This is a genomic window from Candidatus Kinetoplastibacterium blastocrithidii (ex Strigomonas culicis), assembly GCF_000319245.1.
In the GTDB taxonomy this organism is placed as follows: Bacteria; Pseudomonadota; Gammaproteobacteria; order Burkholderiales; family Burkholderiaceae_B; genus Kinetoplastidibacterium; species Kinetoplastidibacterium blastocrithidiae.
Genome location: NC_019814.1, coordinates 377,242 through 389,939, shown reverse-complemented (window position 1 = coordinate 389,939; position 12,698 = coordinate 377,242). Strand labels below are relative to the sequence as shown.

Annotated in this window: 11 protein-coding genes and 1 tRNA gene; all 12 read right to left on the bottom strand. The window is 33.0% G+C overall.

Translation table 11 applies throughout. The features are described 5' to 3' along the window. Nucleotides 1–7: 7 nt before the first annotated feature. On the bottom strand, nt 8–1,939 hold the full coding sequence (thrS, locus tag CKBE_RS01930) for a threonine--tRNA ligase (protein WP_015237910.1): 1,932 nt from the start codon (nt 1,937–1,939) through the stop codon (nt 8–10). A 245-nt stretch (nt 1,940–2,184) separates the two neighbouring features. Then, nucleotides 2,185–2,261 (bottom strand) — tRNA-Val (locus tag CKBE_RS01925). 90 nt (nt 2,262–2,351) lie between these two features. After that, on the bottom strand, nt 2,352–3,014 hold the full coding sequence (locus CKBE_RS01920) for a phosphoribosylanthranilate isomerase (RefSeq protein WP_015389986.1): 663 nt from the start codon (nt 3,012–3,014) through the stop codon (nt 2,352–2,354). Between the two features lie 17 nt (nt 3,015–3,031). Then, nucleotides 3,032–3,826 carry a tRNA pseudouridine(38-40) synthase TruA gene (gene truA, locus CKBE_RS01915; RefSeq protein WP_015237908.1) on the bottom strand — a complete coding sequence of 265 codons (795 nt, stop codon included), beginning with the start codon at nt 3,824–3,826 and terminating at the stop codon, nt 3,032–3,034. Between the two features lie 104 nt (nt 3,827–3,930). Next, nucleotides 3,931–5,052: an aspartate-semialdehyde dehydrogenase gene (asd, locus tag CKBE_RS01910; protein WP_015237907.1), complete on the bottom strand. Its 1,122-nt coding sequence runs from the start codon at nt 5,050–5,052 to the stop codon at nt 3,931–3,933. Between the two features lie 82 nt (nt 5,053–5,134). Continuing rightward, nucleotides 5,135–6,217 (bottom strand): 3-isopropylmalate dehydrogenase, encoded by a 1,083-nt coding sequence (gene leuB / locus CKBE_RS01905; protein WP_041571832.1) that lies wholly within the window; start codon nt 6,215–6,217, stop codon nt 5,135–5,137. Between the two features lie 37 nt (nt 6,218–6,254). Then, nucleotides 6,255–6,893 (bottom strand): 3-isopropylmalate dehydratase small subunit, encoded by a 639-nt coding sequence (gene leuD / locus CKBE_RS01900; protein ID WP_015237905.1) that lies wholly within the window; start codon nt 6,891–6,893, stop codon nt 6,255–6,257. A 13-nt stretch (nt 6,894–6,906) separates the two neighbouring features. After that, on the bottom strand, nt 6,907–8,313 hold the full coding sequence (leuC, locus tag CKBE_RS01895) for a 3-isopropylmalate dehydratase large subunit (RefSeq protein WP_015237904.1): 1,407 nt from the start codon (nt 8,311–8,313) through the stop codon (nt 6,907–6,909). A gap of 54 nt (nt 8,314–8,367) precedes the next feature. Then, complete coding sequence (aroC, locus tag CKBE_RS01890; RefSeq protein ID WP_015237903.1) at nt 8,368–9,426, bottom strand: chorismate synthase; 1,059 nt, start codon at nt 9,424–9,426, stop codon at nt 8,368–8,370. A 212-nt stretch (nt 9,427–9,638) separates the two neighbouring features. Further along, complete coding sequence (gene dusA / locus CKBE_RS01885; protein WP_015389985.1) at nt 9,639–10,634, bottom strand: tRNA dihydrouridine(20/20a) synthase DusA; 996 nt, start codon at nt 10,632–10,634, stop codon at nt 9,639–9,641. Between the two features lie 68 nt (nt 10,635–10,702). After that, nucleotides 10,703–11,242, bottom strand: a complete 540-nt coding sequence (ppa, locus tag CKBE_RS01880) for an inorganic diphosphatase (RefSeq protein ID WP_015237901.1) — start codon at nt 11,240–11,242, stop codon at nt 10,703–10,705. Between the two features lie 51 nt (nt 11,243–11,293). Beyond that, nucleotides 11,294–12,694 (bottom strand): heme biosynthesis HemY N-terminal domain-containing protein, encoded by a 1,401-nt coding sequence (locus CKBE_RS01875; protein ID WP_015237900.1) that lies wholly within the window; start codon nt 12,692–12,694, stop codon nt 11,294–11,296. Nucleotides 12,695–12,698 lie beyond the last annotated feature (4 nt).

Genomic DNA, 12,698 nt, shown 5'->3' with positions numbered 1-12,698 from the left:
TTGCGACCTATGATGCTACAACACGCCTCATAGATATATCCGAATCTAAATGAATTATAAAATTTTCCAAGCTCATCTGCCTAAGATTTATAGAACCATGACTCCGAACTGAAATATTGCAATCTTTTTTTTCGTTCTCACCCACTACAATGATATAAGGTATTTTCTTTAGACTATGTTCACGAATTTTACGTCCTATTTTCTCATTACGCAAATCAATCTCAACTCTAAATTTTTTACTAAGCAATAAAGAGTAAATTGACCTAGCATATTCAATAGATTGCTCAGAAATACAACATATCATAGCTTGAGTTGGCGCTAACCATAGCGGCATAACTCCAGCATAATGCTCAACTAAAATGCCTATAAAACGCTCCATAGATCCTAGTATAGCACGATGGATCATGACTGGATTTTGACGACAGTCTTCACTATTAACATACTCAGCATTGAGAAGATTAGGCATTGAGAAGTCAACCTGAACCGTACCACATTGCCAACTTCTACCTATAGCATCTCTAAGTGTATATTCAATTTTTGGGCCATAAAATGCCCCTTCGCCTTCATTAATAGAAAAATCACAATTAATACTATTTAGACTATCCATTAGAGCAGATTCAGCTTTGTCCCATATCAAATCACTACCTACTCTTTTCTTAGGTCTAGTCGCAATACAGTAAGTAATATCAGTAAAGCCAAAATCCATGTATACTTTTTGCAACAATTTTGTAAATAAAGTACATTCTTCATGTAATTGTTCTTCTGTGCAAAATATATGACCATCGTCTTGCGTAAACCCACGCAACCTCATTAATCCATGTAAGGAGCCAGAAGACTCATTTCTATGACAACAACCAAATTCACCGTACCTAATAGGAAGTTCCTTATATGAATGCAACTTAGAATTGAATATTTGTATGTGCCCTGGACAATTCATTGGTTTTAGAGCATAACTCCTATTTTCAGAGCTTACAGTAAACATATTTTCACGATAATTATCCCAATGCCCTGTTTTCTTCCATAATGAAATATCTATTATCTGAGGAGTCCTTACTTCTTTATATCCATTCTTAGAATAAATATCTCTCATATAAGATTCAATTTGCTGCCACACCAACAAACCATTAGCATGCCAAAATACTAAACCAGGAGCTTCTTCTTGAAAGTGAAATAAATCAAGATCTCTACCTACTTTTCGGTGATCACTGTTTTCTGCAAGCTTTAACATTTCTAAATATTTATCAAGATCCTCTCTAGTAGACCATGCTGTTCCGTATATCCTTTGTAACATTTCGTTATTACTATCACCATGCCAATACGCACCCGATAGTTTTAACAACTTAAAATACTTTAAGTGTCCAGTTGAAGGCACATGAGGACCTCTACATAAATCTAGAAAGTTGCCTTCCCTATATATAGAAATTGCCTCACCCATAGGTATTTTAGATATTAAATCAACCTTGTAAAATTCACCTTTATTTTTAAAGAAATCTATAGCAAAATTTCTATCCCATTCCTCTCTAACAATACTTTCATTTCTTAGAGAAATATCAATCATTCTTTTTTCAATTATCTTAAGATCATCTTCGTTAAATGATTTTTTACAAGCAATATCATAGTAAAAACCGTTTTCTATAACCGGTCCTATTGCTATTTTAGCATCTTCAAATAATTCTTTAACCGCATAAGCAAGTAAATGTGCTGTGGAATGTCTTAATATATTTAACCATTCATTATCATTTTTTCTTATTAATCTAACTTGAGCATTATTTTTTATAGAAAAGCTAGTATCAACTATTTCTAATTTTTTACTTTCCAGACTTATATAAGCAGCTACTATTTCTTCAGATCCACAATCAAGATCTGTAATCAACTGTGAAACTGTAACCTGATCCTTATACCTAATCTGAACACCATCTGGAAAGGTAATTATTATCATCAAATATCCGTTATATAACAGTTAGCAATAATACTAGTAAATGTATATTTTGCCAGGTTTAGAAAAAGAGGGATATTAAAAATAAATTTCTCTATAATGGCAAATAAATTATACATACTAGAACGTAAATAATTTAAGCTATTGATTTAGACAAGATAACAATTTCACTATAAATATTCTATCGAGCACACTACTTATATATCATCTATAATAGTAAAGAAATTGCTAGCATTAATCCTATAAAATGGTAGGCGGTATTGGAATCGAACCAACGACCTCTACGATGTCAACGTAGCGCTCTAACCGTCTGAGCTAACCGCCTTCATAACTTCATAAGTCTATAATTTTATATCTTATTTCAAAAATCTGCAAATAAAACATAATCAAGGATATAGCAATATAACTTAACTATTTAATTATAAGAACAACTATTTACTAAATTAATTAACTCTCTGATTTTAACAATAGACTTTATACCAGGCTCCAGTTCAACTCCACTACTTATATCAATAGCCCATGGATGTAAATAATTTATAGAATCTATTATATTATCTATACTTAAACCACCGGATAGTATTATAGGTCTTTTATTTATGGATTTAGTACATATATGTTTCAACAGATCATGATTAAAAGTCTTGCCACTTCCACCATAACCACAACTATAACTATCAAATAACCATCCATCTGCATTAATATAATTCAAGCACTCATTTAATAAACTATCACCAGAGTTTAGTGTTGGAGAACCTACACGAAAGGCTTTTATATATTTCTGTTTAAAGCTAGCACATACTTCTGGAGATTCATCTCCATGAAACTGCAAGTAATCAGGATAAATAGCATCCTGAACCTCTTTAACCTTATCTTTAGATGCATTGACAAATAAAGCTACCAAATTTACAAATGCCGGTATTTCTTTTTTCAAAGCTACAGCCCTATCTATAGAGATGAAACGTTTACTTTTCTCATAGAAAACCATTCCTACAGCATCTACTCCAGAATTAACGGCAGAGATAATATCATCCTCCTTTGTAAATCCACATATTTTTATTCTCACTCTATTATTTATCATAATAATTATTAATTATCTCAAAAATTTAAAAAAATTTGATTATTGCTGTTTTTTTTATTTATATGAAAATTAGATGGGTATTCAATATCCATTAAATATAAACCATTAGGGGAAAAAGTTGAAAATCCTTTTGTTCTATCTTTGGCTAAAAGTAATTCTTTAATCCAAATAGGATCTCTATTTCTCCGTCCAATATAAATTAATGAGCCTACTATATTACGAATCATATGTTGCAGAAAAGCATTGGCATTTATAGTAAAAACTATAAATGGTCCATAGTTATTAAGGCTAACACTATAAACAGTTCTAATAGGGGTTTTTGACTGACACTGAGATGATCTAAAACTGCTAAAATCATGTTCCCCTACTAACAAATCAATAGCACGTCTCATTAAATCAATGTCTAAAACATAAAAACTCCATCCAACTAAATCATTATAAATAGCTGAACGCACTTTAGAACAATATATAATGTAAGAATATGTTCTAGATATCGCACTAAAACGAGCATGAAAGTCATTATCTACGAGCTGAGACCATACAACAGAAACAGAATTTGGCAAAAAAGAATTAACCCCTCTAACCCAAGATTCCATTTTTCTATCTAAATTTGTATCAAAATGTATAACTTGATTAACTGCATGAACCCCTGCATCAGTACGACCAGCACATACTACCTTTATCTTCTTAAACCCAGAAAAATTATACAAAGCATTTTCTATAACATCTTGTATTGAACAAAGATTTGACTGAGTTTGCCATCCACAGAAGCCAGAACCATTGTAAGAAATGCCCATAGCAATTCTATACATACTAAAAACACTCTTTAATTTTTAATGAAAAAATATGGAGCTCAAAAATTAACGCAATAAAATATTAGTACAAAATACTGATATATTTACTGCGTTATTAAGATCTAATTCTCCCCTAGTACTATACGCAACATGCGTCTCAAGGGCTCAGCAGCTCCCCATAATAATTGATCACCAATCGTAAAAGCACTAATATATTTTGACCCCATAGATAATTTCCTTAATCTTCCTACAGGAATATCTAAAGTTCCTGTTACGGCAATTGGAGTTAATTTCGACATTGTTTCTTCCTTATTATTAGGAATAACTTTAGCCCACTTAGTGCCGGCACTTATAATATCTTCTATTTCATTTAGAGGAATATCTTTCTTAAGTTTTAAGGTTAGAGCTTGACTATGACACCTCATGGCGCCTATTCTGACACACAAACCATCTATGCTTATAGAATTAGTATCGTTATGGCCAAGAATCTTATTTGTTTCCGCGCCAGCTTTCCATTCTTCTCTAGACATCCCATTACCAAGGTCTTTATCTATCCACGGTATTAAACTGCCTCCTAGTGGAACACCAAAATTCTTTTGTGGCAAATCACTACTCTTCTGGATACATAAAACTTTTCTATCGATTTCAAGAATTGCTGAGGCAGGATCATCTAATAAACTAGAAACCGAAGAATTTATGAATCCGAATTGATTTAATAACTCTCGCATATGTTGAGCACCACCACCAGAAGCAGCCTGATAAGTCATTGAAGTAGCCCACTCGATAAGATCATTATTAAATAATCCAGCTAATCCCATTAACATACAACTTACAGTGCAGTTTCCGCCTATAAAATCCTTAACACCTTTCTGTAAAGCAGAGTCTATAACCGAACGATTAACAGGATCAAGGATAATAACAGCATCATTATTCATCCTAAGAGTACTAGCTGCATCTATCCATATACCATTCCAACCTTCTTGTCTGAGCTTTCCATGAACTGCTGTTGTATAATCTCCACCCTGAGCAGAGATAATGATTGGTAATTTTCTTAATTCCTGAATATCATAAGAATCTTTTAAATTTCCTGCTCCATCTGCCCATTCAGGAGCATTAGCACCAGCATTGCTACTAGAAAAGAAAACTGGCTCTATAAGAGAAAAATCACCCTCGTCTCTCATTCTTTTCATTAAAACAGAACCAACCATTCCACGCCATCCTACTAAACCGACCGCTTGAATCATTTTTATTCACTCTCGCAAAATAAGCTTTAAATAGAACTTAATTATATTTAAAAGATTTAATTTAATTAAAATTTAATAGATTTTAAAGTAACCTTAATGCATTTATAACAGCATCTCCCATTTCAGATGTTCCAACCTTAGTAGTTCCTTTTTCATAAATATCAGCAGTACGAAATCCACTAGATAAAACATTTTGAACTGCTTTATCTATCATATCAGAATAATTTTTTAGATTAAGTGAATATCTTAATAACATAGAAGCAGAGAGGATGGTTGCTAAAGGATTTGCAATTCCTTTTCCTGCTATATCAGGAGCAGATCCATGACTTGGCTCATACAGTCCTTGATAATTAGAATTTAAAGAAGCAGAAGGCAACATGCCTATAGATCCAGTCAACATTGCTGCCTCATCAGACAATATATCGCCAAATAAATTCCCTGTTACTATTACATCAAACTGACATGGATCCTTTATAAGCTGCATAGCTGCATTATCAATATACATATGACTCAACTCTACACTAGGATAACCTTTAGCAGTATCAATAACTATGTCTCTCCAAAATTGTGATGTCTCCAAAACATTAGCCTTATCAACACTACATAATTTCTTACGACGCTTCATTGCTGATTCAAAAGCTACCTTAGCTATTCTGCGCACTTCTGGTTCTGCATATCGCATAGTATCGAAACCTTCACGATCACCAATAAAATTGCCATCAATTGCACTCCTAATACCTCTCGGCGTGCCGAAATACACATCGCCAGTCAATTCGCGAACTATTAGCAAATCTAAACCAGAAACAATATCAGACTTTAACGTAGATGAGTTCGATAACTCTTTATATAAAAAAGCAGGCCTCAGGTTAGCGAATAAACCTAATTTTTTACGCAATCCTAAAATTGATTGCTCTGGACGTAATTCTCTAGGCAAATAATCATATTTCCAGTCACCAACAGCACCAAAAAGCACTGCATGAGAATTTTTAGCTAACTCTAAAGTAGAGTCCGGTAAAGGATGCTCAAATCTATCAAAAGCGGCCCCTCCTACTAATGCGTCTTTCATTTCAAGATCTATATTCAGCGATGATAAGACACGGACTGCTTGCTCAACAATTTCGGGTCCTATTCCATCACCAGCTAAAACAGCAATAGTATTAGACATATTATCTCCAGCCAATAACATTAATTTATAAATAGATTTAAATATTCAACCAAGGATATTTTCTTAAATGAATATCTTCAAACTCTCTAATATTTTCTTTATGCTGTAATGTAAGACTTATATCATCAAGCCCATTAACTAAACAATATTTCCTGAATTGATCTATATCAAAATTCATATGCTTATCATCATCTGTTATAACAACTTGATTAATTAGGTCTACTTTAATCTTATAACCAATTTGGTTTTTCACTGATTTAAATAAAAAATCTACATTATTTTCAGATAATACTATAGGCAACAAACCATTTTTAAAACTATTATTAAAAAATATGTCAGCATAAGATGGAGCTATAATAACTCTAAAACCATATTGAGTAAGAGCCCAAGGGGCATGCTCTCTACTTGATCCACAACCAAAATTCTTTCTAGTAAGCAATATAGTAGCTCCTTGATATCTATCCTTATTAAGGACAAAATCTTTATTTAAAGGACGTGTACTATTATCAATTCCTGGCTCACCATGATCCAAATATCTTAACTCATCAAATAAATTTGGACCAAAACCTGTACGTTTAATAGATTTTAAAAATTGCTTGGGAATAATAAGATCAGTATCGACATTCTCTCTATCTAATGGGGCTACTAGGCCTTCATGTATACTAAATTCTTGCATGATATAATAATACTCAGTTATCAAGTTCTCTATGATCTACAAAGTGACCAGCAATTGCCGCAGCTGCTGCCATAGTAGGGCTTACTAAATGTGTTCTACTACCTTGACCCTGACGACCCTCAAAATTACGATTAGAAGTAGATGCACACCGCTCTCCGGGATTTAACTTGTCAGAATTCATAGCTAAACACATAGAACAACCAGGCTCTCTCCATTCAAAACCAGCTCTAATAAAGATCTTATCAAGACCCTCCTCTTCGGCCTGTTTTTTTACTAACCCAGAACCTGGAACTACCATAGCCAGTTTAATATTAGATGATATCTTTCTTCCATTAATTACAGAAGCTGCAGCACGCAGATCCTCTATTCTAGAATTAGTGCAAGATCCTATAAAGACCTTATCTATTTTTATATCAACTATAGGAGTACCTGGCAAAAGACCCATGTATTCTAAGGCTCTTTCTATACTACTTCTTTTTACAGGATCTTTTTCTTCGATTGGATTAGGAATTCTAGAATTAATAGACAAAACCATCTCTGGAGAAGTGCCCCAAGTTACTTGAGGCTGTATTTTATTAGCATCTATATTAACAATTCTATCAAAAATAGCCCCCTCATCACTGTGTAAACTTTCCCAATATTCTACAGCTTTATACCACATCTCATCCTTTGGAGAAAATGGCAATCCTTTAAAATAACTTATTGTCTTAGAGTCAACAGCAACCATACCTGATCTTGCACCTGCCTCAATAGCCATATTACAAATAGTCATTCTACCTTCTACGGACAAATCATAAATAGCCTTACCAGCAAACTCTATTGCATATCCAGTGCCACCTGCTGTACCTATTACTCCAATAATATACAAAATAATATCTTTTGCAGAGCAACCAGAAGGGATTCTCCCCTCTACATTTACTAACATGTTTTTGTTTTTCTTCATTAATAAAGTTTGAGTTGCTAAAACATGCTCTACCTCTGAAGTTCCAATACCAAAAGCCAACGCTCCTATTGCACCATGCGTACTAGTATGAGAATCACCACAGACAACAGTCATCCCAGGCAAAGTAGCACCCTGTTCTGGTCCTACAACATGAACTATACCTTGTCGCAAATCATTCATCTTGAATTCAACTATGCCATATTTTTCACAGTTATCATCTAGTGTATCTACTTGTAGTTTAGATATAGGATCATCTATTCCATTATCACGGTTATTTGTTGGAACATTATGATCTGCCACGGCTAGATTAGCATTTATGCGCCATGGCTTTCTCCTAGATAAGTACAAACCCTCAAAAGCCTGTGGGCTAGTTACTTCATGAAGCAAGTGTCTATCAATATAAATTAAACTTGTACCATCTGACTCTTTTCGAACAACATGTGCGTCCCAAAGCTTATCATACAGAGTTTTTGCCATAAAAACCTCTTAAAAACAATAATTATAAAAAATCATATTAAGTATAAACTATATTTATGAACCACACTGGCCTCTGTATCTTAAAACATGATCCATAAGAACTATCGCCAGCATAGCTTCTCCTATAGGAACAGCTCTTATACCAACACATGGATCATGTCGACCAAATGTTTGCACTAAACAAGGATTATTCTTTGTGTCTACAGATTTTTTTGCTACCCTTATGCTAGAAGTAGGCTTAATGGCTAAAGAAACAGTAATATCCTGACCAGTTGAAATACCACCCAATATGCCACCAGCATTGTTAGTTAAAAAACCATCTGGTGTGATCTCATCACCATGAACTGATCCGAGCTGAGATATACAATCAAAACCAGCCCCTATTGAAATTCCTTTTACAGCATTCAATCCCATCATTATATGGGCTATGTCAGAATCTAACCTATCGTAAATAGGCTCACCTAAACCACATGGTAGATTCTCCGCTAATATTTCTATACGAGATCCAACAGAATTGCCACTTTTTCGTAAATCATCCATATAGGCTTCAAGTTCATGAACTATTCTCTTATTTGGAGAAAAAAAAGGATTGTCTATCTCATCCCAAGATACAAAAGGTATTTTTATAGCGCCTAATTGACTCATATATCCACGAATAATAATATTTTTATTTTTGGAAAGCCACTTTTTAGCAATCGCGCCAGCAGCAACGGTAGGAGCTGTCAATCTTGCTGAAGACCGGCCCCCCCCTCTTGGATCCCTAATCCCATACTTATGCCAATAAGTATAATCAGCATGACCAGGTCTAAAAGTATCCTCTATATTAGCGTAATCTTTACTACGAGCATCTGTATTTCTTATAAGTAAACCAATAGGAGCCCCAGTTGTCTGGCCATCATATATTCCTGATAAAATTTCAACTTTATCTTCTTCTTGCCTTTGAGTAACATGACGGGATGTGCCAGGACGACGCCTGTCTAACTCATTCTGTATGTCAGAAACATCAAGCTTCATGCCAGGTGGACATCCATCAACTATACATCCAATGGCAGGACCATGAGACTCACCAAAATTAGTTACGCAAAACAACTTACCTAAAGAATTACCAGACATATCTTATCGCATAAAATGTGTTAAATTATTCACTTAATTACTATTAAAATTACTATTAAAATATAATCATAATAAACTGCCATTTTAAAGACACATACTAATCTTTTGATAAAAAGCATAATAAATTATTAATTTATAAAACAAATTAGCAGAATATTATGATTAAGAAAATTAAGCACGAAAATCAAAAAAATAAAAACTTGTTGCAAATACTACAAAATGACAGTCTTATCACCTATAGCATCCCATGCCATAGATATTAGCCCTGGATCATTTTTTGATAAAGATACTGTATTTGATAACATTCTGCGCCACAAACCAGCACCAGTAGTGCCTTTAAATAAATTGAGCATCGGTTTAACTATAACACGAAGTGGCACTCCATTACTTGTTTCCCTATCAGCATATTTAATTAAATTATTTATTAAATTATCATAATTAACTTTATTTTCTTTATAAAAAATAGATCCTATATCCAACAAAAAAAGTGGGTTAGACATAATATAACGTCCAATCATAACCCCATCAACAAAATTTTCTACATTCTTCACAGAGCTTATACCAGATATGCCCCCATTTAAAATGATTACAGCATCCGGGAAATCTTTTTTTAAGTTATATACATAATCATATTTTAGAATAGGAATATCCCTATTTTTTTTAGGAGAAAGACCATTTAAAATAGCATTTCTTGCATGAACTATGAATATTTTACAACCAGTATTATGGATTTCACCAACGAAATCCCTAACAAACTGATAAGAGTCAACATTATCTATCCCAATACGATGCTTTATTGATACAGGGATACTAACAGAATCCATTATAGCCTTCAAACAATCTGAGACTAGATCAACATCTTTCATTAAGCAAGCACCAAATGAACCACTTACGACTCTTCTTGATGGGCAACCACAATTTATATTAATTTCATCATAACCGCAACTCTCCCCGATACGAGCTGATTTTGCCAAATCAAAAGGATTATTACCACCTATCTGAAGAACAACAGGATGCTGAGATTCGTCAAAGTCTAAATATCTATGGAAAATATCCTTGCTTCTCATTAGGGCAGCAGTAGTTACCATCTCTGTGTACAAACGAATATGCGAATTTAAACACCTATAAAGAAAACGGCAATGCCTATTAGTTACACCCAACATTGGAGCAACACAAAATTTCCAAGCATCTCTATTGATAGTTTCCACTCTTATAACTGATAATGATTTTAAACTCAGAGCATAGTAGCCTATTATAAATAACACTTACTATATAGCTATAGATTTCTTTGACTTTCATAAAATCTAATACTACTCATAATTTCCTCATGCGCACTTTTATTATCTCTCCAGCCTTTTACTTTGACCCATTTCCCTTTCTCCAAATCTTTATAATGCTCAAAAAAATGTTGTATGCGCCTTATTTCATTTTCTGGAAGATCGATGTATGAACTAATATTGCTGTATGTAGCGTATATCTTACTTATAGGAAGCGCCAATATTTTTGCATCAACACCAGACTCATCTTCCATCTCCAACATTCCAATAGCTCTACATCTAATAACGGATCCTGCTTGCACAGGGAATGGTGTAATCACAAGCACATCGGATGGATCTCCATCTTTAGATAAAGTTCCAGGTATATATCCATAGTTACATGGATAATTCATTGATGTTAGTATGAAACGATCTACAAAAATAGCACCAGTCTCTTTATCAACCTCATATTTAACTGGCATTGAATTCATTGATATTTCTATAATCACATTAAACTCTTCTGGAATATTATTACCAGATGCAACATTATTTAAACTCATAAAAACATAACCCTTAAAAAATAAAAATTTGACTATTAATTTATCACAGAACTAATCTTTATTTGTTTTTAAATCCTCTAGATTATCAAAAAACGATCCAGGCAAGGGGGCACTATCAAAATACTGATCATCTACGTACTGCTCATGACTACTTATTATATTATCTGAATACTCATGAAATTCCTTATTATTTGAATTATTAGTTAATCCATCCAACGATGATCTATAACTATTAACTATTTCTGGAATAAACAAACTATCAGTACTCTTTAACGACTTAAATAGTTGGATTATCGTATCCTCTTCCCTATTAAGACATTTGTACATAATACCAAACAACATATGGATTTGAGCATCATCTCTTATATCCAAACTCTTAGAAAAATAATACTCCGCTTGCCCCCATAATTGAGAATGCAAACATAAAATACCTAGTGCATTTAATAAATCTGGACTATCCCCATAAATTTCTATCCAATATTCAACTTTTGATAAACGATGAGAGACTTGATCTGATTTACATTTTGTGTATTCGTATAATATATCATTATTAAGTTTCTTGGAAAGAACCAGCTCTAGCAATTTTTCTGATTCAGAATAATTTCCATTAGCAATAAGAGCTCTAGAATAGACTAAAGCTATTTCAGGCAACATGCGTTCATTATGAGTAAAATTTTTCCATTGCTGTTTCAATGGTAAACCTTTATTTATCATGTCTTTTAAAAGCTCAGATCCAGAATTATTTATTGCCTCATATAAATAATTTTTATCTATACCATTGTCATATAACAATAACCTAGCATTATCAATTGCTTTAGTATGATTTCCCAACATAATTTCTACTTTTAATGATAGCTGAAGAACAATAGGGTATTGAACCTCTATTATGCTGTTAAGCTTTAATAAACAATCAGCAGCATCTTTTGGCAATTTCATGTCGATTAGAATAGACGTCTTTAATGTTAATACATCCTCAAGAAACTCTGGATTATTGTTTGATATCTTTTCTGCATATTTTATCATTTCCATAGACTTATCATTCTGTCCTAACAAAAAATATGCTTTAGCAGAACACAACACAATAATAATTTTTGATCGTATGCCAATATCAGAATATATTAGTCTTAAAAATATATCCAATGCCTCGGAAAATCTATTTTCTAAAAAAAATAACAATCCTTTCTCAATACTTCTTCTATTAGATTCAAATAATTTCTTTTTCCTATACGAATTAATTCTAGGCAAAATAGTTAAAAAATAATAGAACAATCTGAATATAGAATAAAGAAATAGATTTAAAAATATTGCTATAAAAAAGGCTGGTATTAATGATAAACGCAGATGCCAAGAATCTAATACCACTGTGACATAATTGTTATTATTTCCAGGAAAAGATAAACTTAGCAAAAACATAACAAACACTATAATGAGTTTACGAAACCAAGAACGCATATAT

What these genes read in the sequence shown, in the direction of transcription:
- thrS (WP_015237910.1), bottom strand. Translation starts at nt 1,939, where the DNA reads ATGATAATAATTACCTTTCCAGATGGTGTTCAGATTAGGTATAAGGAT.
- CKBE_RS01920 (WP_015389986.1), bottom strand. Translation starts at nt 3,014, where the DNA reads ATGATAAATAATAGAGTGAGAATAAAAATATGTGGATTTACAAAGGAG.
- truA (WP_015237908.1), bottom strand. Translation starts at nt 3,826, where the DNA reads ATGTATAGAATTGCTATGGGCATTTCTTACAATGGTTCTGGCTTCTGT.
- asd (WP_015237907.1), bottom strand. Translation starts at nt 5,052, where the DNA reads ATGATTCAAGCGGTCGGTTTAGTAGGATGGCGTGGAATGGTTGGTTCT.
- leuB (WP_041571832.1), bottom strand. Translation starts at nt 6,217, where the DNA reads ATGTCTAATACTATTGCTGTTTTAGCTGGTGATGGAATAGGACCCGAA.
- leuD (WP_015237905.1), bottom strand. Translation starts at nt 6,893, where the DNA reads ATGCAAGAATTTAGTATACATGAAGGCCTAGTAGCCCCATTAGATAGA.
- leuC (WP_015237904.1), bottom strand. Translation starts at nt 8,313, where the DNA reads ATGGCAAAAACTCTGTATGATAAGCTTTGGGACGCACATGTTGTTCGA.
- aroC (WP_015237903.1), bottom strand. Translation starts at nt 9,426, where the DNA reads ATGTCTGGTAATTCTTTAGGTAAGTTGTTTTGCGTAACTAATTTTGGT.
- ppa (WP_015237901.1), bottom strand. Translation starts at nt 11,242, where the DNA reads ATGAGTTTAAATAATGTTGCATCTGGTAATAATATTCCAGAAGAGTTT.
- CKBE_RS01875 (WP_015237900.1), bottom strand. Translation starts at nt 12,694, where the DNA reads ATGCGTTCTTGGTTTCGTAAACTCATTATAGTGTTTGTTATGTTTTTG.